Here is a 24,656-nt window from a genome sequence, read left to right as displayed (position 1 = left end):
AACAATCTGTCTGGTCGTGCAAACTCAAATACCGATCGGACCACCACATAGGAGCTGATCATGACAATTGCGACACTGCCCTCGATCAGCGAGGCGGATGCACAAATAGAGCGCCGAGTTTGCGAACTCGCAACTTCGGATCCAGGCTCGATCTGGTGGGGTCAGGATGAATTTTCCGACGCTATTGCAGAGGCGGGCATCCACCTTGAGGGCCGAGCGTATCCCGTATGTCTCCGGCCGCTTGCGATAGCCTCCGATCTGGCAAATCACCTCAGCGCTACCGCTGAAGCCTTGGTCAAGCTTCTCGACGTCGCCGCTGAGCTCTATTGCTGTGATGAAGACATTCAAGATCTATTCCCAGCCTACAGACATTTGCGGCAATGGATCACTCGTCTCCCGGAATATCGGCCCATTGTAACAATATGCCGACTTGATGGCCTGTTCGGCAGCGACGGCTACTATAAAATACTTGAAACGAATGCCACGACGCCTGGCGGCGTTATTCAGAACGGCCTGGCCGCAAAAATCTGGAGCCGTATACCCAATCCATTGACACGTGGTCTGTCGCTGGACGTGAGCAAGCAGCCCTTCGCGAAGGATCCGAACTGCTTTGTCCAGGAGTTGGTGTCTGCCTATCGAGCCGTGACCGGCACCGAACTCAGAACTGCCGCCGTAGTCAACTATCGCGGGCGATATGCAAATGAAGTGGATTGGATTGTGAGAGGTCTAAGACACGCGGGCGCCAGAGCAGCGTTGGTGGATGTTAGCGCGATCAAGCGAACACCTCGTGGGCTTGTCGGGCCGGACGGCGAAGTGATTGAGCTTATATACAGTAAACTCGATGCCAGGGACTTCATTGAAGCCAGGGAACATGACGATTACCTACACGCCTGCGCGGCTCAAGATGTGGTTTCGATAAACCCCTGGATCTCCCAGTGGGTGTTAGCCGACAAGGCGATCCTCGCTGTACTCAGCGACGATCGTTACAGCTCGAACTTTACGGCCGAGCAGATCGAACTGATTGCACGACACGTTCCATGGACTCGTGTTGTTAGACCGGGAGCAACGACTGACCCAGAACGGGATAGGATCGAGCTCATCGGCTACATCCGGCAGAACAAGGCTAATCTTGTTCTGAAGCCCTCTAACGCGAGCCGTGGCGAGGATGTCTTGGTTGGCCGTTTCACATCTTCCGATGTATGGGAGGAACACATTGACCGGGCCGCCCGCAACCCGTACGTTGTTCAAGAGTACATCAGACCGGGGGACGTTACGGCTTTGCACGCGCCAAGCCGGTCGATCGAGAAAATGGCGTATGGCATTGACTGCTATGTATTCGGTGGCCGCCTAGCCGGTTTTCAGTCGCGCGCAAGCTTCGATCCCGTGATGAACGTTGGGAGAAGCGGGGTTCTGCTACCGGTCGCTATCGACTAAATTGTCCCACCTCAATACGCCCCGAGACAATCCCCTGCGTCAAGCTATTCGGTCCAGTGATAAAGCCGACAGTATGCGAGTGATCGCGAAAATTCGGATGGGTATGGCCCTCAGTGGTCGCCGGCATGGGGAGGCGATTATCCCGCGCCGGATTGTGAGGCGCGGATTTGTTCGGTCACAGCGCAGATGTGTGTGAACCGGGGAAGGCGCACGTTTTCGGGCGGAGTTGCGACCAACGCGCACGGATGGTGCCGCTGGCGTGGCGAACGAGACGTTCGCGCTGTCCAGCGGCACCCTCTAAGACGCTTCATGGCGGTTTTGCTTCAGCGTGAGTAGAAGCCCCATGCTCTGCCGATCATTCCGCTCAGAAGCTGTCGCTGTCAGCGTCGCCATGGTTCGTTCTTCGGCAGTTCGAGCGGTATAGCGTTCCAGTTGGGTGGGTTCTGCCCGAGAATGTTGCGAACGAAGAAGTCCAGGAGTTTTCGCTCGCTGTAGGCGCCAGGAGCATCGTGGTCGGCACCTGGCACATAGACCATTTCGAAATCTTTCCCCGCTTTGATGAGTCGATCGGCAAGCTGAAAGGTGGAGGACGGATCGACATTTTGGTCCATTTCGCCGACAACAAGCATCAGCTTGCCTTGAAGTCTGTAGGCGTTGTCGACGTCGGAGGATTGCTGATATTCAATCCCGACCGGCCAGCCCATCCACAGTTCGTTCCACCACATTTGATTCATCCGGTTGTCGTAGCAACCGCTGTTGGCGACCGCGACCTTGTAGAACTCGGGGTGGAAAAGCAGCGCGCCAACTGCATTTTGACCCCCAGCGGACGCGCCGAAAATTCCGACATTGGAGATATCGTACCACGGAAACTTCGCCGCCGCCGCCTTGTGCCACAGGATGCGATCGGGAAAGCCCGCATCCTTCAGGTTTTTCCAGGTGACATCGTGGAAGGCGCGCGAGCGGTTGTTGGTGCCCATGCCATCGATCTCAACGACTATGAAGCCTAGTTGCGTGAGTGGCTCCACCGACGTGGAGAAGGATTTGGGGACGGAGGAGCCGGTCGGCCCCGCATAGATGTGCTCCACCACCGGGTACCTCTTCTTCGGATCGAAGTCGGCTGGCAGGTGAATGACGCCCCAGATGTCGGTCTTGTCGTCCCGGCCCTTGGAATGGAAACTGACCGGTGGATGCCAGCCAGCGGCAAGGAGCTCGGAAATATCGGCGGTCTCGACCTGCATCAGTTTGGCATTGTCGCTGGCGCGGTACAGCACCATGTGCGGAGGCACATCGGTGCGTGACCAGAGATCGACATAATAGCGGCCGTCGGGAGACATCTCGATGTTGTGGTTGCCGCGCTCAGGTGTCACCTCGGTCAACCCCTTGCCGTCAAAACCGATTCGGTAGGCGTGGACGAAATAGGGGTCCTCCCCCGGGTTCATCCCGCTCGCCTCGAACCAGATCTCGCGCTTGATCGGATCGACATAGTCGACTGCTCGGACCACCCAATCACCGCGGGTGATCTGATTCTCGAGCGCGCCCGTCCGGCCGTCGAACAGGTATAGATGTTCGTAACCGTCGCGCTCGGACGCCCAGATGATCTCCTTCCCATCACCGATATCGTAACGAAAGGTCTTCCCGGTATCCTGCTCGTTCCTCACCAGCGGCCGGTAATCGACGAAGGTCTTGCTGGACTCATCGATTAGGGAGCGCGCGCGACCGGTGGCGCCGTCGACCTCGACCAGACGATAGAGCTGATGGCCGCGCTGGTTATATTCGAAGGTGAAGCCGCGGCTATCCTCCCACCAACGGAGAGGGGAAAGCTGGAAAGGGTTCGGAAATAACGCATTGTCGATCGTGATCTGACGTCGGCTGGCAATGTCGAACAGTACCGGCTGCGGAAGCGGCAGGACATCACCTGCCTTGGGATAGACTGTTGACGAATACTCGGGTTGGAGTTGGTTCGTCGTAGACGAATTGACATAGCTGACCTCCCGCTTGTAGCCCGGGCGAATGCGGTAAGCCGCGATGTGGCGAGAGTCCGGAGACCAGCTCAGCGTCGAAAAGACGTAGTAATCGCCCTCCGACCCGTCCCAGCTAAGCGGGACATCCTGCGTTCCATCCTTGCTGCGCAGGAAGACATTGTAGTTCTTGATATAGGCGATCCATTTGCCGTCGGGCGACGGGCTCCTCTCCTCGGGATTATTCTGTGCCGGTGGCGTGTAGTTGTACCTGAGCTGCCGAAAGTGCGAAGCGGCTGGGTCCAAGCTGGTGTACGTGCAGGCATAGCTCGCAAGGCTGCAGCTCCAACGGCCCTGTTTAATCAGGAAGTCGAGCCTGCGACCATCGTCCGTCAGGGCGAAACGGGTGAACGGGAGATCGCCGGGCTCATAGCTCTGGCCGCTCGCCTTGTTCAGCGCCGCCGCGAGGCGGACCTGATCGAAGGCCGGCCGCTTCTCTCCCGTGGCGGCATTGACCAGTATGAACTCGTGCCGGCCGTGGGTGGTTCGGCGATAGATGAACTCTTCGCCCTCGTTTGTCCAGAAAAGGCCATCGGGAACATTGACAGCGAGCCGGCCGTAGCGATCGCCGATCGTGAGCGCCCGCTCGAAATCGGCCGGCTCTAGCGGAGAATTCACCGCGCCAGATTCGCTCACCGGCGCCTGGGCGAGTGCCGCTCCCCCTTGAATGCATAGCGCAAGCGTTAAAGCGGCGATCTTGTACATGGTTGTTGACCTCTACTTTTGTTTATCGACTACCGTAGTCTGGGTATGGTCTCTCAAATGACGGCGTGCGGGAGCGTTGAGCGTCTCCCGCCCCCGCGAGGCAGGGCAGCTCCACACGATGACGGGGTGCCGTTGCAGGTATCCAGGAGCGGCGAACCGGGACGGGTTGCAGAGGCCCTAGAACTCCGATTTCCCGCGACGCGGGGATCAGTGAGAGTGCGATGGACGAGGGCCGTTTAGTGGCGACCCGCCAGCTGCGGGGCTCAAACTCAGCGCCCGGGCTCCAGAACGTTGGGCTGGAAAGTTCACACCGAAGTATCAAAATCCTGTCGAGGACCGCTTGAGGCGGATGCGGTATTGCGAGTCCTCAGAGTTTCAAGAATGTTCTGCGGAGAAGAGACCGCATAGGGATCAGACTCGCAGTTGTCCGAGAAGCCCTCCTCTTCGAACCATTGCTCCACCACGCCATCATTGATCACGGCAGCGTAGCGCCAAGAGCGCATCCCGAAGCCAAGATTGTCCTTTGCGACCAGCATGCCCATCTTGCGAGTGAATTCGCCGGAACCATCCGGTATAAGCTTGACCTTCTCTACGCCCAACGCCTTGCCCCACGCATTCATCGCGAAGGCATCATTGACTGACAGGCAGTAGACCGACTCGATTCCGGCCTTCCGGAATTCGTCATAAAGCTTCTCAAAATCGGGCAATTGGTGAGTTGAGCAGGTCGGGGTGAACGCACCTGGAAGCGAAAACAGAACGACGCGCTTGCCACTGAAGTAATCGTCGGTTGTTTTGACTTCCCACCGGTATGGATTTGGCCCCTCCACTGTCTCGTCGCGAACGCGCGTGCGAAAGGCAACGAAGGGGATTCTTTTTTTCACGTGCATCAGCATTGCTCCTTCTTCCATGGGCATCAGCATTGCTCCTTACACAAGAATGGTGCATTCGCCGGCTCTGGATCCTCTTGCGAAACACCGTTACTTGATTGGCAGCTTGTCGGCTGCCAACGAGCGGACAGCAAGCGCCGTGCCACTTGACATCCAAGCTGCAACAGGACTGCTTTGTCGCGCGCCATGTTGGTGTGCGCGTATCGGCCATTGGCATTAGCTCCCAGCATACGCACCTTCTAGGGCGTCAACCCGCCGCGCCATCGCCTCGCGGCCGTTCGCACCTACCAACGCTACCGCCTGCAAAGCCGAAATTTCCGGAGACTGCCGATCGACGGTTCAGGATGTCCGGTTAAAGAATCCGGCCGCTGCTTTTGGCAGGGAACCGACATCTCATATCGTCCTTGTCGTCTTTCCGACACGGCCGCATTCAACTGCGCCTCCTAGCAGACCTTCATTTAGTCCTTGAATGGCAACCACAAAGTTACTCTTTGCCTCAACAGACTCGATTGGCACGAGTTTTGAAACTTCCCCGGCACGACGCGGCAAGAATTGTCGTGCGGCAAGCACCTCGCGGGCGCTCCGGTGTGTGGAACGAAAAGGGAAGGAACGGAACATGTCAAATCTAGCTGAAGTCCGCACTTTGCCGAAAGGCAGAGCAACACTCGGAGTCAGAATGTCCGACCGGCCCGGTTGGCGACAATTATCTGAACTGCTTGGCCTCGGGCCTTGGCCGCCTGTAGACCTCGAAATGGATTTCGATCAGTACGTGCTTGCGTGTGTCCTCTCGCGCGCACTCGAGGAAATCGATGCCGGCGAGGCAACTGCCACAGAGGCAACGGGCCTCACGCAAGCCGAGCTGCGGGACATTCTGAACGGCAGTTTCCCCGCCCCAACTATTCACGCATTTCGCTTGGTAGAGGTAAGCGATGTGGAGCCCGGCCTGGAGGAGGAACTTCTGCGGGATCTGCTGCTTGCGCATGCTCGAGCGGGCGATTCGGCAAGCGTACGTTTCGCCAAGATCATAGCCCGCCGTGCCCTGCGGCACGACCATCTCTGGAGGGAGCTTGGTCTTTTCGATCGGGTCGAACTCAGCCGATTGCTCGCCACACATTTCCCAACGCTTGCGGCCGGCAATACCGACAACATGCGATGGAAGCGATACCTTTACCGCAAGCTCTGTGAGGCTGAGGGCTTTTCGCTGTGCACGGCGCCCACTTGCCGGGAATGCAAGGACTTGGAGAGCTGCTTTTGCCCCGAGGAAGGCGAAAGTGTTCGCGTGGAGGTCAAATAGGGCCGCCTACGCCGGCTGTAACCGCTGCGAGGCCTTTTCGCCAATTCATCATGCTCGGTTGACAACACACGCATTCACCATGTGGAGGATATCATGTTGATCGCAGAACATTCCGCGGAGGTCAGCGCCAAGACACCTTTTTATCGCCATCTCTATGTCCAGGTCCTGGCCGCGATCGCCGCGGGCATCCTGCTCGGGCATTTCTATCCCGAGCTCGGCACCCAATTGAAGCCACTCGGCGACGCCTTCATCAAGCTCGTCAAGATGATCATCGCGCCAGTCATCTTCCTGACGGTCGCGACCGGCATTGCCGGCATGACCGACCTCGCCAAGGTCGGCCGCGTCGCCGGCAAGGCGATGATCTACTTTCTGACCTTCTCGACGCTGGCGCTCGTCGTCGGCCTGATGATCGCGAATGTGGTGCAGCCAGGCGCCGGCATGCATATCGACCCGGCTTCGCTCGATGCGAAGGCGGTCACGAGCTATGCCGAGAAGGCCCATGAGCAGTCGGTTACGGGCTTCTTGATAAACGTCATCCCGACGACGCTGGCCGGTGCTTTCGCCGAAGGCGACATCCTCCAGGTGCTGTTCATCTCAGTGCTCTTCGGCATTTCGCTCGCCACGGCCGGCAAGAAGGCCGAGCCCGTCGTCGACTTCCTGCAGGCGCTGACGCTGCCGATCTTCCGCCTCGTCGCGATCCTCATGAAGGCCGCTCCGATCGGCGCCTTCGGCGCCATGGCTTTCACCATCGGCAAGTACGGCATCGCCTCGATCGCCAACCTGGCCATGCTGATCGGCACCTTCTACCTGACCTCGTTCCTGTTCGTCTTCGTCGTGCTCGGCGCGGTGGCGCGCTACAATGGCTTCTCGATCATCTCGCTCATCCGCTACATCAAGGAGGAGTTGCTGCTCGTGCTCGGCACCTCGTCCTCCGAAGCCGCGCTGCCGGGTCTCATGAACAAGATGGAGAAGGCGGGTTGCAAGCGTTCGGTGGTCGGCCTCGTCATCCCGACCGGCTATTCCTTCAACCTCGACGGCACCAACATCTACATGACGCTTGCGGCGCTCTTCATCGCGCAAGCGACCGATACGTCGCTCTCCTACGGCGACCAGATCCTGCTCTTGCTTGTCGCCATGCTGAGCTCCAAGGGTGCGGCCGGCATCACCGGCGCCGGCTTCATCACGCTGGCTGCCACTCTCTCGGTCGTTCCGTCGGTACCGGTCGCCGGCATGGCGCTGATCCTCGGCATCGACCGCTTCATGTCCGAATGCCGGGCGCTCACCAACTTAATCGGTAATGCGGTTGCAACGGTTGTGGTGGCCAAATGGGAAAACGAGCTTGCCCCAGCGCAGCTTGCAACTGCCCTTGCAGGCAAGGCGACGATCCAGACCGTGCCGGCGTCCGGGCGCAGTTGATGAGTGTTTGACAGAAGGAGAACGCGAGTGAAGACCAATCCCATTCCAGATCATGTTCCGCCCGGACTGGTGCGGGACTTCAGTCTTTTCACCTCGCCAGGCATGGCGCCGACGCCTAACGGGGATCCGCATGCTGCCGTGGCTTGCGCTCATGACGGCCCACCTATCTTTTACTCTCCTGACAACACGCGCGACGGACGAGGCACCTGGGTCATCACACGCGCGAGAGACCAGCGCCGGGTGCTGCGGGATACAGGGACCTTTTCCAGCCATCGCAGCATCTTCGCCTCCGCACTGGGCGAACACTGGCCGGTCATCCCGCTCGAACTGGATCCACCGGCTCATGGCGTGTTTCGTGCACTGCTAGAACCTCTGTTCTCGTCCAAGCGGGTGGTGGCACTGGAGCCGACTATCCGCGACAGAGCAGGCGCGCTGATCGACGGCATAGCGACAGAGAAAACCAGCTGTGACGTCATGAAGGATTTTGCCGTGCCCTTCACGGTCAGCGTCTTCCTTAGCTTTCTGGGGCTTTCGCAGAGGCGCTCCGAAGTCTTTGTCGGCTGGGTAAGCGATTTGCTCCACGGCAACGCGGACAAGCGAACGGCAGCAGCCCGATCGATCGTTGCCTTCATTGACGAAGTTGCAGCGAGGCGCCGCAAGGCCCCAGCTGTCGATTTCATGACCTTCGTCGTGCAGGCGGAAATTGAGGGCCGCTCCTTAACAGAAGAGGAAGTCCGTGGCATCGGTGTGCTTTTCTTGGTCGCGGGACTCGACACGGTCGCAGCCGCCATAGCCTTTGACTTGGCCTATCTTGCACGCAATCCAAAGGACCAGGAGTTGTTGCGGAATGAACCGGATCGGGTCGCGCTCGCCGCTGAAGAGTTGCTGCGCGCCTATTCAACCGTTCAGATGATCCGCGTGGCCACGAAGGACATCGAGTTCGAAGGCGTGCCGATCCGCAAGGGTGATTATGTTTCTTGCGCCACGATGATTGGTAATCGCGATCCCGATGAATTCGAGTGCCCCAACACTATCGATCTGGCCCGACACGATAACCACCACACCGCCTTTGGCTATGGTCCACACCTTTGCCTCGGAGCGCACCTTGCACGGCGAGAAATTGTCATCGGCCTACGTGAATGGTTGGCGCGCATCCCAGCTTTCCGCATCAAGGAAGGCACTGCGCCGATTACCCATGGCGGTCATGTCTTCGGGATCAAGGATCTCGTTCTGACTTGGGCCTGATCGGGCCCCGGCCAGCACGCAGAACGCCTCATCGCTCGGTGCCCTTAACAGCGGCTTGAAAGGCCTTACGATGACTGTCGCCTTTGTCGGTCTTACGACACAGGCTTGTTTAGGGCCCTTGCGCTAAGTAGCTGAACAGGAAACTATAAAGTTCAGTTCTGGCCTGTCGGCCAAATTGGCATGAACTTTGAACTAGCCCCATTGGGCGGCGGCGGCAGGTTGCCAGTGAGCACACGCCTGCAGCCTCGAGTGTTCGAGTGCCACTTCAAAGTGGACCGTCGTAAACGAAAGGAAGAACAAGGTGAGAAAGACCGTAGAAGAGCCCTTTTGGGGAAATCTCGAAGACTCCGTGTTCCGATCCTTGCGGGCCGAGCGCGAGCATGGCGCGGCGGATGCGCGAATCCTTGCCGATAAAGCCTGCTCCGTGGACACGCTTCATAGATGTTCAGAACCTCTATAGAGCCCATGAATCAAACAAGCATAACTCAACTCTTCGACCGAGAAGCAATCCGCGACTGTCTCTATCGTTACTGTCGAGGAATCGACCGGGCAGATGAGGCTGCTTTGCGCAGCTGCTATTGGCCCGATGCCCGTGACAATCACGGGAGTTACTCCGGCTCTGCCGGTGGGTTCATTCAGTTTGCGCTTAGCCACTTCAAGACCCAGCCGCGCAACATCCACCAGCTTGCAAACATAATGATCGAGTTCCTGGGCCCGGCAGAGGCCGTCGTCGAGAGCTACTTCACCGCGCTGCAGCGCGGTCCCCACGAGTCAGGCGAGATGAAGCAGGTGCTCCTGTGCGGACGCTACTGTGATCTGTTTCAGAAACGGGAAGGGGAGTGGCGCATCGCCGAACGCGCTGTGGTCTATGATTGGGTCGAAGAACAGAGGCCTCCGACGTCTTCGGAAACAGAGCGGTTCGGTCTTCGCCAGCCGATTGGGGCACCGTATCCGAATGATCCCGTCTACGAACTTTCGAAGCGGCGCACTCCCCCGAAAAATCATCCAAAGAACCCGATTGCCAGTGGAGAAGAAGAACCATGATACGACGCTACGCTCCGTTTCCTGCTGCCAGCGCTTGTGCGGAGAGGACGCGCCTTGACGATTGCTCGGTTCAGTCGGGACGGGTCATCATCGTCACAGGTGCCGCAGGGGGTATCGGCCGTGCGCTGGTCGATACTTTCGCTACGAATGGAGACACTGTCGTCGCGGTGGACCTCCCGCGCAGCGGCGTCATTGAACTAGGCCGTGATCTCGGTCAGCCCCACCTCGGCCTTGAGCTGGACGTGTCGCGAGAGGACGATGTCGTCGCATTCCATACCCTTCTCGCAGAACGATTCTCGCACATTGGAGTGCTTGTCAATAATGCAGGGATAGGGCCTACCATGGCTGCGACCGCCGATACTCGTGTCGAAGATTTTCAACGCGCTCTAGCAGTAAACCTCATCGGGCCGTATTCGATGGCGTGCCAAGCCGCGAAGCTGATGAAACCTGGCGCCGCCATCGTCAATGTTGCTTCGATGGCTGGCCTCCTTGGCAACCCGAAGCGCAATGGCTACGCCGCTTCGAAAGCGGCTCTGATCTCAATCACGAAATCGCTGGCGTGCGCATGGGCTTCGCGCGGCATCCGCGTGACAGCGGTAGCGCCAGGTTACGTTCGCACGCCAATGGTCGCGGAACTAGAGCGAACTGGCAAGGTCGACGTCGGCGCAATAAGGCGCCGCGTACCAATAGGCCGACTGGCTCGTCCCGACGAGATCGCGCGGGCTGTGCGTTTTCTGGCCAGCGAACAGGCAGGTTACATCACCGGAACGACGCTTGTGGTCGATGGTGGCTGGATGTCATTCAACCAGCCGGGGGGTGCGTACCCGGCGCGGGGTGGGGCGCCCGGAGCAGAGCTCTCACGCCCGATCGAAGGCACCGATGCGCGAACGGTAGTCGTCATGGGCGGCGCTAAAGGCATAGGCGCGGCCATCGCTCACCGCTTTGCCGCGAACGGCGACACGGTCGTGATCGCTGATGGAGACGGTGGTGCAGCGGCAAAGCTCGCTGACTTGCTCGGTGACAGGCACCTGTCAAGACGGGTGGACAGGACAGTCGAGAGCGAGGTCGTCGCGCTCTTCCAAGAATTGCGGGAGCGCTTCGGCCACATCGACGTCTTCGTCAACGGTGCTGGCATGAATGACACACTCGTCTCCGATATTGATGAGGCGCCGGGAGACCTCAAAGACATTCTCGATGTCAATCTTACTGGTGCCTTCACCTGCGTGCGCGAGGCCGCGGTATCGATGCGACCTGGCAGCGTAATCCTGAATCTCGGGTCAAGTTGCAGCCCCTTACCTGTCGCGACGAGTCATGCCCGCGGCGCATACAATGCTGGCATAGACATGCTTACCCGGTGCATGGCGGCCGAATTCGGGCCTCTTGGGATCCGGACAGCCACGGTCGCTCCAGGCCACATCCGCGCGTCTGGCGGCATCCAGTCGGAAACGACAACCGGCATGGACCAGACATCGCTCGGACAGGGGATCCCCTTGGGTAGGGCCGGGGACCCGGAAGAAGTCGCCGAAGCTGCCTACTTCCTGGCCTCGTCTGATGCCTCCTACATCAGCGGCTCGGTCCTGCACGTGGACGGAGGCTGGACCGCGTCCAGAGACGCAGGGTTCCCCAGCGAACTCGATGGGACGATTTCCGCGGAGAATAAGTGGCGTCGGCGAGCGGCGAGGCGACTGGGTTTGGCGACTCGAAGCTGAGGATTTCCACGTTTCAGCTGTGGCGCTCTGGCGCAATCAGACCCGGCGACCAGTCGTTTCGTCGATGATGGGAGCATGCTCGTGAATCGAGGCCGTTCCAAGCACTAGATGCGCGGACTGACCGCCCGGGCCAATCACGAGCTGCACGTCCCTATCCGCAAACAAGGAGACACCATGGAGTTCGCAACCTTTATTCTGGCCGCCCAGCGCGGCTATCACCAATCTCCCGATAGCGTCATCCGCAACTCAATAGAGCAGACCACTCTTTCGGAGCAGGCTGGTTTCAGCACAGCTTGGTTCGCCGAGCACCACTTCAACAACTACAGCCTCGTCCCGTCGCCCTTGCTGATGGTAGCCCACTGTGCCGGATTGACGAGTTCCATTCGCCTCGGCACCGCAGTCTGCGTGCTGCCGCTCTATCAACCGCAGCGCCTGCTAGCAGAAATCGGCTTTGCAGACATCGTTGCCAACGGCCGACTCGAACTCGGCGTTGGTTCCGGATATCAGCAGTTCGAATTCGACCGCTTCGGCGTCGATATAGATGAGGCGCCGGCCGTCTTTTCAGAATACCTCGACATCTTGCTCAAGGGTCTAAAGCAAAAGATATTCTCCCACAGCGGTCACTACATGCAGATACCCCCAACGGCGATTTCGGTGCGCACCCTGCAAAAGCCGACGCCGCCGATCTGGATTGCTACCGCGTCCCCTAAAACTGCCGTCCGAGCCTATCGTGAGGGACACAACCTTTTCGTCACAGCCTTCCATGACGGCTTGGAAACTCTAGGCATGCTGCGCGGCATCATTGAGACCGCTGCCGCATCCGAGGGCAAGAAGGTCCGCGACGCCAAGATATCGCTGCTGCGCTGCTGCTATGCCAGCGATGATAGCGCGGAAATCAACAGCTACCTCGATAACGCCCGCTTCCAGCGCCGGCTGTCCGAGGCACTGCATCAGCGTCGGCAACAGAGTCAGGACGGCTACCTGTTGGAGGAGACGCCGACGCATCAGGATCTGTCGTTCGATACCATGCGCAAGAACCTGCCGATCGGCAGCATAAATCGCGTGATTGATCGCCTTCTGGAGGAGATCGACGTCTTGAAGCCGGACCAGATTGCAATTCAGACCCAGTTGGGGGATCTGGACCAGAAGACGATGCTGCGCCAGATAGAGCTCTGGGGAGACAGGATCATCCCAGCAGTCCAGAAGTCTCTTGGGCAGGCGGACGCTTGAAAGTGTATGGTGCCTGACTTTCAGGTCAGCTCACTTCCCCTCTGGCGCCGAGTGCCGGCAAGTTCAAGCCAGCGGCGCAGATGTCGGCACACATTACAGCTGAACTCTTCGTGAAGCGCTGGCTCGTGGATCATCATAGTTCGCATAACATTAATACGACGGACAAGCAGGCTTCAGGCGGCAATACTCATGTGAGCTCCGATGCCAGCCCAAATCAGTCGCGATACTTGATCTGGTGCAGGCGAAAAAAAGCCCTCTGAACCAGACTTGTCGGATGGCTGGCACTTCGAGCTGACAATGCCTCCGAGAAGAGCCGTCGGCAGGATGATCTTGTCGGGTTCGCAACGTGTGAGAGGCAACGCTATACGACAATTTGTGGCTACAATTGTCGGTTCCGCGACAAGATCTGCTTTGTGATGAGGGTGATCTCGTTTCGATCTAAGCAGCTGAGAACTAAGGACAACCAGCCTCTGTTCTGTCCACTGCGCCGAGTTGGCACGGGTTTTGTAACCATTCTTCCGCAGGCGGCGGAAGCTGCCGGCGGCATCACGTTGCGGGCAACCGCAATGGTTCGAACCAGCGAAGGAAAGCAACATGGCAGGTCTGCGTCAAATCGCATTTTACGGGAAGGGTGGTATCGGTAAGTCCACCACCTCACAAAATACGCTCGCCGCTCTTGTCGACCTCGGGCAGAAGATCCTCATCGTGGGCTGCGACCCCAAGGCCGACTCCACCCGCCTCATCCTGAACTCCAAGGCGCAGGACACGGTACTGCATCTCGCGGCAAAGGAAGGTTCGGTGGAAGACCTCGAGGTCGAGGACGTGCTGAAGGTCGGATACAAAGGCATCAAATGCGTGGAGTCCGGCGGCCCCGAGCCAGGCGTCGGTTGCGCCGGACGCGGCGTGATCACGTCGATCAACTTCCTGGAAGAAAACGGCGCCTACGATGATGTCGACTACGTCTCCTACGACGTGCTCGGCGACGTGGTGTGCGGCGGCTTCGCAATGCCGATCCGCGAAAACAAGGCCCAGGAAATCTACATCGTAATGTCCGGTGAGATGATGGCACTGTACGCCGCCAACAACATCGCCAAGGGGATCCTGAAATATGCCCACTCGGGCGGCGTGCGGCTCGGCGGTCTGATTTGCAATGAGCGCCAGACCGACCGCGAACTCGATCTCGCCGAGGCACTGGCGGCCAAGCTCAATTCCAAGCTCATCCACTTCGTGCCACGAGACAACATCGTCCAGCATGCCGAGCTCAGGAAGATGACGGTTATCCAGTATGCGCCGGAGTCCAAACAGGCGGCGGAGTATCGCGCGCTAGCTGAGAAGATCCATGCCAATTCGGGTCAAGGCACCATCCCGACCCCAATCACCATGGAGGAATTGGAAGACATGCTGCTCGACTTCGGCATCATGAAGACCGACGAGCAGATGCTTGCAGAACTCCAGGCCAAGGAAGCGGCGGTAGCAGCTGCCCAGTGACTGCAGCCACAGAAGTGTCCGGAACTGAACCGGCGCAATATTCCACCAACGGTGCCTCTTCCTGGAGGCATCACCCAAATCTCGACAAGGGGGCAGGCCCAATGAGCCTCGATTACGAGAATGACAGTGCTTTCCATGAGGAGCTTATCACGCAAGTGCTGTCGCAGTACCCAAACAAAGCGGCGAAGCGTCGCCAGAAGCACCTCAGTGTCGCAACGGACAGCGAGGAGGTCGGCGAGGAAGGCCAGATCTCCGAATGCGACGTAAAGTCGAACATCAAGTCCATTCCAGGCGTGATGACAATCCGCGGCTGCGCCTATGCCGGCTCGAAAGGCGTGGTCTGGGGCCCGGTCAAGGACATGGTCCATGTCTCGCACGGACCGGTCGGTTGCGGTCAATATTCCTGGTCGCAGCGGCGCAACTACTATGTCGGCACGACAGGCGTCGATACATTCGTGACGATGCAGTTCACCTCCGACTTTCAGGAGAAGGACATCGTCTTCGGTGGCGACGGTAAGCTGGAAAAGATCATCGATGAGATCGAGGATCTGTTTCCCCTGAGCAAGGGCATCACCGTTCAGTCTGAATGTCCGATCGGCCTCATTGGTGACGACATCGAGGCGGTGTCTCGCAAGAAGGCCAAGGAGCACAAAAAAACAATCGTGCCGGTGCGCTGCGAAGGCTTCCGTGGCGTCTCGCAGTCGCTCGGCCACCACATCGCCAATGATGCCATACGTGACTGGGTCTTCGACAAGGACGAAGTCGAGTTCGAAACTGGCGCTTACGACGTTAACGTCGTCGGGGACTATAACATCGGCGGCGACGCCTGGGCCTCGCGCATCCTGCTCGAGGAGATTGGGCTGCGCGTCGTCGGCAACTGGTCGGGAGATGCCACGCTTGCGGAAATGGAACGTGCCCCGAAAGCCAAGCTCAACCTCATCCATTGCTACCGATCGATGAACTACATCTGCCGGCACATGGAGGAAAAATACGGCATCCCCTGGATGGAATATAATTTCTTCGGCCCATCCCAGATCGAAGATTCCCTGCGCAAGATAGCCAAGCATTTCGGCCCAACAATTGAAGAAAGGGCCGAGAGGGTCATCGCCAAGTACCAGCCATTGGTCGATGCTGTGGTTGAGAAGTATTGGCCGCGCCTCCAGGGCAAGAGAGTGATGCTTTATGTGGGTGGTTTGCGCCCCCGTCACGTCATCACCGCCTATGAAGACCTCGGCATGCAGATCGTGGGCACCGGCTACGAATTCGGCCACAACGACGACTATCAGCGCACCGGCCACTACGCAAAGAAAGGCACCCTGATCTATGACGACGCCACCAGTTACGAACTGGATAAGTTCATCGAGAGGATTCGTCCCGATCTTGTCGGCTCCGGCATCAAGGAGAAGTACCCGGTGCAGAAGATGGGCATACCATTCCGCCAGATGCACTCATGGGATTATTCCGGCCCATACCACGGCTATGACGGCTTCGCCATCTTCGCCCGCGACATGGATCTGGCCATCAACAATCCGGTCTGGGACCTCTACGACGCGCCCTGGAAGAAAACGACAGTGCCTGCGGAACGGCTAGCAGCCGAATAAAAGCTTGGTCTTCCGCGGGCAGGAACCCGCGGGAGACTAGACGTCTCGAACGTGTTCTGTGCCGCCGTTCGACGAGGCCAGATGAAAAAGGGTGACCAATATGCCGCAATCGGCCGAAAAAATTCTTGACCATGCTCCCCTGTTCCGCGAGCCGGAATACAGGCAGATGCTCGCAGAGAAGAAGCTTAATTTCGAATGCCCCCACGCCGAACAGATCGTCACTGAGCAAAGTGAACACACCAAAACCTGGGAATATCGCGAGAAGAACCTTGCCCGCGAAGCGCTCGTGGTGAACCCCGCCAAAGCCTGCCAGCCGCTCGGCGCCGTGTTCGCGGCGGCGGGATTCGAGCGGACCATGTCCTTCGTCCATGGCAGCCAGGGCTGCGTTGCATATTACCGTTCACACCTATCGCGGCATTTCAAAGAGCCGTCATCGGCCGTTTCGTCCTCAATGACGGAGGATGCGGCGGTGTTCGGCGGTCTGAAGAACATGGTCGACGGGCTCGCCAATACTTACGCGCTCTACGATCCGAAGATGATTGCCGTCTCTACCACCTGTATGGCGGAGGTCATCGGTGACGATCTGCATGGTTTCATTGAGAACGCCAGGACCGAAGGCTCGGTCCCTCCCGAATTTGACGTGCCATTTGCTCACACGCCCGCCTTCGTCGGCAGCCACGTCGACGGCTATGACTCCATGGTCAAAGGCATCCTGGAGCATTTCTGGAAAGGCAAGGAGCGTACGAAAGCGGCTGGCACGATTAACATCATCCCGGGCTTCGATGGCTTCTGCGTCGGGAACAATCGCGAGCTCAAGCGCCTGCTCAACCTTATGGGCGTGTCCTACACCTTCATCCAGGATGCCTCCGACCAGTTCGATACGCCGTCCGACGGCGAATTCCGCATGTACGACGGAGGCACGAAGATCAAAGACGTGAGAGCGGCACTCAATGCGGAGGCGACGCTGTCGCTGCAGCACTACAATACCCGCAAGACGCTCGAGTATTGCCGGGAGTTCGAACAGGCTACCACCTCCTTCCACTACCCGCTCGGGGTCAAGGCAACCGACGAGTTCCTGATGAAGGTGTCGGAGGTATCCGGCAAAGAAATCCCCGAAACAATCCGCCTGGAACGCGGCCGGCTGATTGACGCCATGGCCGACAGCCAATCCTGGCTGCACGGCAAGAAATACGCGATTTACGGCGATCCTGACTTCGTCTACGCCGTAGCCCGCTTTGTCATGGAAACCGGCGGCGAGCCGATCCACTGCCTCGCCACCAACGGCACGCCGGCCTGGGAAGCGGAGATGAAGGAACTGCTTGCAGCTTCTCCCTTCGGCAAGGATGCCCAAGTCTGGCCTGGAAAGGATCTGTGGGCGATGCGTTCGCTGCTCTTCACCGAGCCGGTGGACCTGCTGATCGGCAATTCCTACGGCAAGTATCTCGAGCGCGATACCGGCACGCCACTCGTCCGGCTGATGTTTCCGATCTTCGACAGACACCATCACCATCGTTTTCCGCTCATGGGCTACCAGGGCGGACTGCGTGTCCTGACAACGATCCTCGACAAGATCTTCGACAAACTCGATCGCGAGTCGATGCAGCTTGGTGTGACGGATTATTCATATGACCTCACGCGTTAAATGCCACTGCCGGCAAAGACCGGCCTGCCTATAGAAGTTGGAGGTCAAGGAAGTGTCCTCGCTCGCTGCCAAAATCCAGGATGCCTTTGTCGAACCCGCCTGCGAGAGAAATCGCAGGAAGGACGCCAGCACCCGCAAAAAGGGCTGTTCGAAACCTCCGACGCCAGGTGCGGCAGCCGGCGGCTGCGCTTTCGATGGTGCCAAGGTCGTGCTGCAGCCGATCACCGACGTCGCACATCTGGTTCACGCACCACTCGCCTGCGAAGGCAATTCCTGGGACAACCGAGGTACGGCGTCGTCCGGTCCCATGCTGTGGCGCACCAGCTTCACCACAGATCTCACCGAGCTCGACATCATGATGGGGCAGAGCGAGCGGAGGCTCTTCCACGCCCTCCGCCAGATCAAGGAAGCGTACGCGCCGCCGGCGATCTTTGTCTATGCGACTTGCGTGACGGCGCTCATCGGCGACGACATCCAGGCCGTCTGCAAGCGCGCGGCGGAAAAATTCGGCTTACCGGTGGTGCCGATCAATGCGCCGGGCTTCGTCGGTTCAAAGAACCTTGGCAACAAGCTCGCCGGCGAGGCTTTGCTGGATCATGTCATCGGCACGGTGGAGCCTGATGACGCCGGCCCTTACGACATCAATATCCTTGGAGAGTTCAACCTGTCTGGCGAGTTCTGGTTGGTAAAGCCACTCTTGGACAGGCTTGGCATCCGTGTTCGCGCCTGCATTCCGGGCGACGCCCGCTACCGGGATGTTGCCTCCTCACACCGCGCACGGGCAGCCATGTTGGTGTGCTCGACGGCACTCATCAAGCTTGCCCGCAAAATGGAAGAGCGCTGGCAAATCCCCTTTTTCGAGGGGTCCTTCTACGGCATCACCGCCACCTCGGAAGCACTCCGGCGGATTGCTGAGCTGCTCGTAAAGAAAGGTGCCAACACAGAGATCCTCGACCGCACCGATAAACTCATCGCAGAGGAGGAGGCGATTGCGTGGAAAAGGCTTGAAGCATACCGCCCGCGGCTCAAAGGCAAGCGGGTTCTCATCAACAGCGGCGGCGTGAAGTCCTGGTCGCTTGTTCATGCGCTGATAGAGATCGGCATGGAGGTCGTTGGCACCTCAGTCAAGAAATCGACAGTCGAAGACAAGGAGCGCATCAAGCAGGTGCTGAAGGAAGAGCACCATATGTTCGAGTCGATAGCGCCTCGAGAGCTGTACGCCATGCTCTCGGAACAAAAGGCCGATATCATGCTATCGGGCGGGCGCACCCAGTTCATCGCGTTGAAGGCCAAGACACCTTGGCTTGATATCAACCAGGAGCGCCACCATCCCTATGCCGGCTATGATGGCATGGTGGAACTCGTGCGCCAGATCGACCTCGCCATTCACAACCCTGTCTGGTCCGACGTGCGAGAGCCGGCACCATGGGAAGATGATCCTGCTGTGGAGGAACAACTGTCCAGTCCGCACGCGCACACCGAGACTGTGAGTGTCGCGCCCTTAAAAACTCGCCGGCTCGACGCCGGCGACTTCGCCGAATGTTGAGGAAAGCCAATGGTGCACATCCATCCCCAAACGAAATCAGCGGCGGTCAATCCGCTCAAGTCGTCCCAGCCGCTGGGTGCCGCGTTAGCCTTTCTTGGGGTGGATGGTGCGGTACCGCTATTCCACGGCAGCCAAGGCTGCACCAGCTTCGCGCTAGTGCTGTGCGTACGCCACTTCAAGGAAACGGTCCCTCTGCAGACTACGGCGATGGACGAATTGGCAACAGTCATGGGGGGGGAAGGCCACCTGGAAGAGGCGATCCTCAACTTGAAGAAACGCGCGAACCCGAAGCTGATCGGCATCTGCACGACAGCACTGGCGGAAACCCGTTCTGAAGATTTCGAAAGGCAAATCGCCAACATCAAAATGATGCGCGCGGAGGAACTTGCAGGCACGGAGATCGTACTGGCAAACACGCCGGATTTCGATGGCGCCCTGGAGGAGGGCTGGGCCAAGGCTGTCACCGCGATGATCCAACGCATTACACGGCGGGGCCAGCAGGCGCGTCCCTCGAGAAAGGCAACAATCATCGAGAGGATTACAAAGCCTGGCGAGCAACCGCGGAAGCGGAAGAAGGTCGCAATTCTCCCCGGCTGGCATCTCACGGTCGCTGATATCGAGCACTTGCGCGAGTTGGTGGAAAGTTTCGGGCTCAAGCCGGTGATCCTTCCGGACGTTTCCGGCTCGCTCGACGGCACGGTACCCGATCGCTGGATGCCTACCACCTATGGCGGCACCAGTGTTGAGGACATCCATGAGTTGGGAACGGCAGTGCAGTGCATCGGAGTCGGCGAGCATATGCGGCGCCCTGCGGAACTGCTGCAGAAGTTAACGGGTGTGCCTTACGCCGTATTCCAGTCGCTAACCGGATTGAAGAACGTCGACCGGTTCGTCTCGCTTCTTTCCGAGATCTCCGGCGTGGTGGCACCGCCGAAAATCCACCGTTGCCGCGCACAGCTGCAGGACGCACTGCTCGACGGACATTTCCATTTCGCCGGCAAGAAGATTGCGATCGCCGCCGAGCCGGACCAGTTGTACCAGCTCGCCACCTTCTTCATTGGGCTTGGCGCCGAGATCATTTCGGCCGTTACCACTACCGGTGCGTCAAAAATTCTCGAGAAAGTGCCGGCCGCGTCGATCCAGATCGGCGATCTTGGCGATTTCGAAGATCTAGCCAGTGACGCTGACCTTGTCGTTACCCATTCGCACGGGCGCCAGGTGGCGGAGCGCCTCGGCATTCCTCTCCTGCGCGTCGGCTTCCCGGTATTTGACCGTCTCGGCAGTCAGCACAAGCTTACAGTTCTCTATCAGGGAACGCGCGACCTGATCTTCGAGGCGGCCAATGTCTTCCAGGCCAACCAGCGCATGCCGTCGCCTGAAATACTCGACGGATTGCGGAAGCGGAGAAATGCCGGATGACTTCCCTTCGTCGCCTCTCACTCGTCACTGACGAGATTCACCCCCGGCGTCCCGGCGCATTGCGCATAGCTATCGCGACGCAGGACATGAAAGCGCTTAACGCCCATTTCGGATCGGCCAAGCACTTTGCAGTCTACGACGTGACTCCCGACGGTTGGGATTTCGTGGAAGCGGTGAGCTTCGATGACGTCTCCAGCGAGACCGGGAAGCATCGGACCGAGGGCGATGACCGCATCACCCCGAAGGTGAACGCGTTGAGAGGCTGTCACCTCCTCTTTTGTCGGGCTATCGGCGGACCTTCCGCAGCCAAGGTCATATCGGCGAAAATTCATCCGATAAAAGTGGGGCAAGCCGAACCCATTCAAGACGTACTTTCGCGGACCCAGCAAATGCTCAGGACAACTCCTCCGCCGTGGTTGCGAAAGGTGTTGGCGCAAGCAGGCGTCGGCGAGAAAAAGCCGTTCGAGGACGAGGACTGAACCATGAGAAAAATGTCGATCACCGCGGGCACGCCTGCTGTCAGCGAGGACGAGGCGGCCCTTGCGACCCCCTTTGTCAGATGCCTTGCGCGGCTGATCCGCGCTCAGGATACCTATGGGTCGCAGGACGGCGTATCGGACGCGCAGCTGTTGGCCCACTTCATCGTCACCGAGCAGCAGCGTCGTGAAATCCCGATCATCGGCGATCCCGATCCGGACGTGATGTTGAGGCTCAATATCTTTTACACCGCCGTCGGGCTTACAATCGAAGCGCGCACCGGATTGGTGGCGTCTCCGACCATGATGATCAGCCATGAAGGCTTCGGACGAGTGCTTCTCACGACCGGGCGGCTGGTCGTATTTTCAAAAACAGTGCGCGACGTCCACCGATTCGGCTTCGCGACGCTTCGGAAGCTCGCCGAGGCCGGTGCAAAGCTAGTGGACGATGCGATCGCCGCGATCGAAGCCTATCCCGAAGTGGCGCGGGCCTGACGATCGATCCGGCAATGATGAATCGCCGGCCCTCTCTGCGCTTGAGGGTCGACGTGGGCAGCGGGGCTGATCTCTCCATCCACTCCCCGGTCCCGCTGCCGTCACGCCCGAAACCTGAGGCGGACATGCCTCGGTAAGATGCTGCGATGCGCCACCGATGGTTAGCAGATCGCCCCGGATAAGCTGGATAACAACCATGAGGGCTGGAGGCGAACGGCACCGGCTTTTTACGGATGCGATCATATCATTCAATGCTTTGCGGACGGCCACTGGGGATGCACTAATGCATGCGCGAGAGACGGCAGCGACGCGGCTCACAATCGCCGCCTCCAGATGCGCACTTGCCATTCCGGACTAGGCTGTGCCCGAACAGGGAGAGGCCGAACGTGTGCTGATTGAATTGCTGCAATCGACCTCTATCGTCAGCCCGATCTCGATCCGCCGCGAGTGACTTGGTGAGCGCCACCTTTCGGTCGTATGTACGCTACGGCAGGCGCCTGTCGCCGCCGTGGTTGGCCTTGTTGAGAAAACCGCAGGTGGCGACGCTGCGTGCTCCAGCACCACTCGCAAGCTTGGCTTCGTCTTCGGCCAAAGAACTCGCTGATGCATGTCGCCCAAAGGCGGGCCTGGCGTGCCCCTCCGGTAATGGCCGCCTTGCGGAGTTAGGCTGAGGGCTGCAAGTCCTAGTGCAAACACTAGACCGTGTGTTCGTCTCGTGAAGGTGGCTCGCCCCCGGAATAAGCTGCGCGCGGGGCTTCCTCTGGATCGGGCCCGGAGCCGGGCCCCGAGCTTAGCGAGGGCGAACCATGAAGGATGATACGGCAATTTTCATCGAGGAAGCAGGATCTCGCCTGCCCATCTGTTTATTGCGCCACCACCACCGGCTCGCGGCACCGCATGCATGATCCCGTGTCGCGCCGCGTCGATCCCTCGAAGCTGCGAGTGAAACGCACTGAGACATCCGAAATGTGGATGGGTCCGATCAAATCAATCGATTACTCCAATGGTCTGATAAGGGGTAAAGGAGATGGTGTTGAGGTGTTAACCCACAAGGAGTATCAGCAGTGCTAATCCAAGGTGGTCCACATGACAACAGCCTTCTCGGCAGCAATGGTGACGATCTGCTCATCGAGCCCTCCGGCAATGACTGGATTGACGGTGCTCGCGGAAACGACTCCATCTCGGCGGGCGAAGGCAATGACCGAGTCTTTGGTGGCGAAGGCAATGACCATGTCTTCGGCGACGCGGGCAACGACTATCTTTACGGAGACAATGGCCGCGACAGACCGCGCGTGGGCGGTCAGGACAACGACAAGCTCTACGGCGGTCCCGGCGACGATGTCCTCTTTGCCAGTGACGGCAGGGATCAGCTGACCGGCGGCGACGGCCAAGACACCTTTGTGTTTCAATTCCACGACCCGGTCCCCGGGGTTGACCCATCGTACGGTCCGAACCCGGACAACACCACCATCGTGGATTTCGACCCGACGCAGGATACTTTCGCCTTCGATGCGGCGGGCTATTATAGCGACGGTTCCAGCGCGAACTTCGTCAGCCACGCTAGTTCGCGGTCTGGCGTGGACACGTTCTACAGCGGCGCGGCCTCAGGTGCGAACGGCGAGCACGTGGTGGTGATCACCGAATCTTACCTCAATGGCTCCGATGTCGCGCGAGATATCTCCGGTGAGCACGCCGGCGACATTATGGTGTACTATAATCCGGGCACCCAATCGGCGCATCTGGCGTATGTCACCTCCGAAAACCATGCGGAAGATTTCGCTCATATCGGCGGTATCCATAGCCAGGCCGATCTTGCCGCGCTCGGCCTGAGCGCGTGGGACTTCACCTTCGTTTGATCCGCAAAACACGTATGGAACTGCGTTCCGCCGCCCCGGCGGAGGGCTTTCCTTCTAAACAAATCGCATGAGCTCAATTGAATTTGACATGTTTTAGGATCGCCCTGGCTCCTGCATGTTGGTGGCAAATTCTCTTTCCGGCAGCTCCCGGCCTCACAATCACGCCGGCCGACAGCGCTCGCTAAGGCTCTGGGCCATTAACGAAGACCATTAGAATTTGCCTTAACAGACAGCCGCAAGGGATCGCAGAAATTGACCTTCTTCACTCGGGCGATGCAAGGGACTCGAAATGAAAGGGGCCGCGTACGCCGGCACAGAAACGCTCAGCCGCATTGAGAGCTATCTCCAACCTTTCGCGAGGCGGAGCATCTGAGGATGCGAAGAGCGCACCCAGTGCTATCTGGCTCCCGCATCCACAGGCGTCGAAACCATCGACCGGCTCCGCGACCTGGTAGTCCCCGCGGATCTGGAAGAGGCGTCCCGCGTAGCCGACGAGGAAGGTGCCGCCACGTTCGACTTCGTAGTAGCGCTGTGCGCAGCCACCAGCCTTCAGGCACTGGCGGAGCGCATCGATGAACTCTGTCACCATAAAAGCGTAGACATCCTTTTCCGGATGCCTCTTTGGCGGCTTGAAGGAGTGCGCCAACAGTTGGCCCACTCTAAATGAAGTCGTAAATCCGAAGATGAAGTCTTGGTTACGGAAGACTTTGCGATCGGCACGGACCGTAAGTGAGAGGCCGTCCACACCAGCGCTATCGCCCCCGATGTGCACTGACCCGTTGCTGATTAGACCGACAATGCACGTCATTCCTTGCTGCTCCTCATCTGGGCTCCATCCGAATCTGTAGATGTCGGTTGTCGGGCGAGCAGCCTGACTGAGGCCCTGCCGCTTGCCTGCCCAGGATCACCAGCAAGCACTGTGCCAGCCTCGGATAGTGAAGGGTCGCCCGACCATCTCCTTGGCCGTCTTCCGGCTGCCAGGCACATTTGCCCGGCGCGCCGACAAATTCCACTCGAGACTACCCTATTCGATACGGCAGGACGCGGCGCTGTCGGCTGTGTCGAGTTGGCAACATGGCGGTGTTCGACCCCCTGCTGCTGCTTACATGCCGGAATAAGACTGGAAACTGGTGTCCTGAGGCCTTCTCCGG

18 protein-coding genes are annotated in these 24,656 nt (G+C 58.9%); 15 read left to right on the top strand and 3 right to left on the bottom strand.

Annotation, left to right across the window (positions count from 1 at the left end; translation table 11 throughout):
* Positions 1 to 60 precede the first annotated feature (60 nt).
* A complete protein-coding gene (locus tag SINAR_RS0129400) occupies positions 61 to 1,434 on the top strand; it encodes a glutathionylspermidine synthase family protein (protein WP_028002411.1) in 1,374 nt (457 codons plus the stop codon).
* Positions 1,435 to 1,814: 380 nt separating this feature from the next.
* Here SINAR_RS0129400 and SINAR_RS0129395 read toward each other — a convergent pair whose 3' ends face one another.
* Positions 1,815 to 4,157 (bottom strand): S9 family peptidase, encoded by a 2,343-nt coding sequence (locus SINAR_RS0129395; protein WP_028002410.1) that lies wholly within the window; start codon positions 4,155 to 4,157, stop codon positions 1,815 to 1,817.
* 305 nt (positions 4,158 to 4,462) lie between these two features.
* On the bottom strand, positions 4,463 to 5,044 hold the full coding sequence (locus tag SINAR_RS01000000134015; protein WP_050577659.1) for a peroxiredoxin: 582 nt from the start codon (positions 5,042 to 5,044) through the stop codon (positions 4,463 to 4,465).
* A gap of 616 nt (positions 5,045 to 5,660) precedes the next feature.
* Here SINAR_RS01000000134015 and SINAR_RS1000000135930 point away from each other — a divergent pair.
* From SINAR_RS1000000135930 to SINAR_RS0129315, 14 genes are all read left to right on the top strand, one after another.
* The gene (locus SINAR_RS1000000135930; protein ID WP_084617809.1) at positions 5,661 to 6,338 is read left to right on the top strand and encodes a nitrogen fixation protein NifQ; all 678 of its coding nucleotides are present in this window, start codon (positions 5,661 to 5,663) and stop codon (positions 6,336 to 6,338) included.
* A 93-nt stretch (positions 6,339 to 6,431) separates the two neighbouring features.
* Positions 6,432 to 7,754: a dicarboxylate/amino acid:cation symporter gene (locus SINAR_RS0129380; protein ID WP_050577595.1), complete on the top strand. Its 1,323-nt coding sequence runs from the start codon at positions 6,432 to 6,434 to the stop codon at positions 7,752 to 7,754.
* A 27-nt stretch (positions 7,755 to 7,781) separates the two neighbouring features.
* Positions 7,782 to 8,999 (top strand): cytochrome P450, encoded by a 1,218-nt coding sequence (locus SINAR_RS0129375; protein ID WP_028002407.1) that lies wholly within the window; start codon positions 7,782 to 7,784, stop codon positions 8,997 to 8,999.
* 465 nt (positions 9,000 to 9,464) lie between these two features.
* Positions 9,465 to 10,043, top strand: coding sequence for a nuclear transport factor 2 family protein (locus SINAR_RS0129365; RefSeq protein WP_028002406.1), 579 nt, complete (start codon positions 9,465 to 9,467; stop codon positions 10,041 to 10,043).
* Positions 10,040 to 11,752, top strand: a complete 1,713-nt coding sequence (locus SINAR_RS0129360) for an SDR family oxidoreductase (protein ID WP_050577594.1) — start codon at positions 10,040 to 10,042, stop codon at positions 11,750 to 11,752. The genes SINAR_RS0129365 and SINAR_RS0129360 overlap by 4 nt, the downstream gene beginning before the upstream one ends.
* 174 nt (positions 11,753 to 11,926) lie before the next feature.
* Entirely contained in the window at positions 11,927 to 12,982 is a 1,056-nt protein-coding gene (locus SINAR_RS0129355; protein WP_028002404.1) for an LLM class flavin-dependent oxidoreductase, read from the top strand.
* Between the two features lie 594 nt (positions 12,983 to 13,576).
* Complete coding sequence (gene nifH, locus SINAR_RS0129350; protein ID WP_028002403.1) at positions 13,577 to 14,470, top strand: nitrogenase iron protein; 894 nt, start codon at positions 13,577 to 13,579, stop codon at positions 14,468 to 14,470.
* Between the two features lie 101 nt (positions 14,471 to 14,571).
* Positions 14,572 to 16,071, top strand: coding sequence for a nitrogenase molybdenum-iron protein alpha chain (gene nifD, locus SINAR_RS0129345; protein ID WP_028002402.1), 1,500 nt, complete (start codon positions 14,572 to 14,574; stop codon positions 16,069 to 16,071).
* Between the two features lie 100 nt (positions 16,072 to 16,171).
* Entirely contained in the window at positions 16,172 to 17,713 is a 1,542-nt protein-coding gene (gene nifK, locus SINAR_RS0129340; protein WP_028002401.1) for a nitrogenase molybdenum-iron protein subunit beta, read from the top strand.
* 52 nt (positions 17,714 to 17,765) lie between these two features.
* Positions 17,766 to 19,259: a nitrogenase iron-molybdenum cofactor biosynthesis protein NifE gene (gene nifE / locus SINAR_RS0129335; protein WP_028002400.1), complete on the top strand. Its 1,494-nt coding sequence runs from the start codon at positions 17,766 to 17,768 to the stop codon at positions 19,257 to 19,259.
* Positions 19,260 to 19,268: 9 nt separating this feature from the next.
* The gene (gene nifN, locus SINAR_RS0129330; protein ID WP_028002399.1) at positions 19,269 to 20,678 is read left to right on the top strand and encodes a nitrogenase iron-molybdenum cofactor biosynthesis protein NifN; all 1,410 of its coding nucleotides are present in this window, start codon (positions 19,269 to 19,271) and stop codon (positions 20,676 to 20,678) included.
* A complete protein-coding gene (gene nifX / locus SINAR_RS0129325; protein ID WP_028002398.1) occupies positions 20,675 to 21,157 on the top strand; it encodes a nitrogen fixation protein NifX in 483 nt (160 codons plus the stop codon). The genes nifN and nifX overlap by 4 nt, the downstream gene beginning before the upstream one ends.
* 3 nt (positions 21,158 to 21,160) lie before the next feature.
* Positions 21,161 to 21,649 (top strand): NifX-associated nitrogen fixation protein, encoded by a 489-nt coding sequence (locus SINAR_RS0129320; RefSeq protein ID WP_150852039.1) that lies wholly within the window; start codon positions 21,161 to 21,163, stop codon positions 21,647 to 21,649.
* Positions 21,650 to 22,713: 1,064 nt separating this feature from the next.
* Positions 22,714 to 23,505: a calcium-binding protein gene (locus SINAR_RS0129315; RefSeq protein WP_028002396.1), complete on the top strand. Its 792-nt coding sequence runs from the start codon at positions 22,714 to 22,716 to the stop codon at positions 23,503 to 23,505.
* Between the two features lie 262 nt (positions 23,506 to 23,767).
* Here the strand turns inward: SINAR_RS0129315 and SINAR_RS1000000137930 are convergent, their stop codons facing one another.
* Positions 23,768 to 24,094 (bottom strand): hypothetical protein, encoded by a 327-nt coding sequence (locus tag SINAR_RS1000000137930; RefSeq protein WP_234710671.1) that lies wholly within the window; start codon positions 24,092 to 24,094, stop codon positions 23,768 to 23,770.
* Positions 24,095 to 24,656 lie beyond the last annotated feature (562 nt).

It is taken from the genome of Sinorhizobium arboris LMG 14919 (genome assembly GCF_000427465.1).
Lineage (GTDB): Bacteria > Pseudomonadota > Alphaproteobacteria > Rhizobiales > Rhizobiaceae > Sinorhizobium > Sinorhizobium arboris.
The sequence above is the reverse complement of the archived record's forward strand: the minus strand, read 5'-3'. Positions and strand labels throughout refer to the sequence as shown.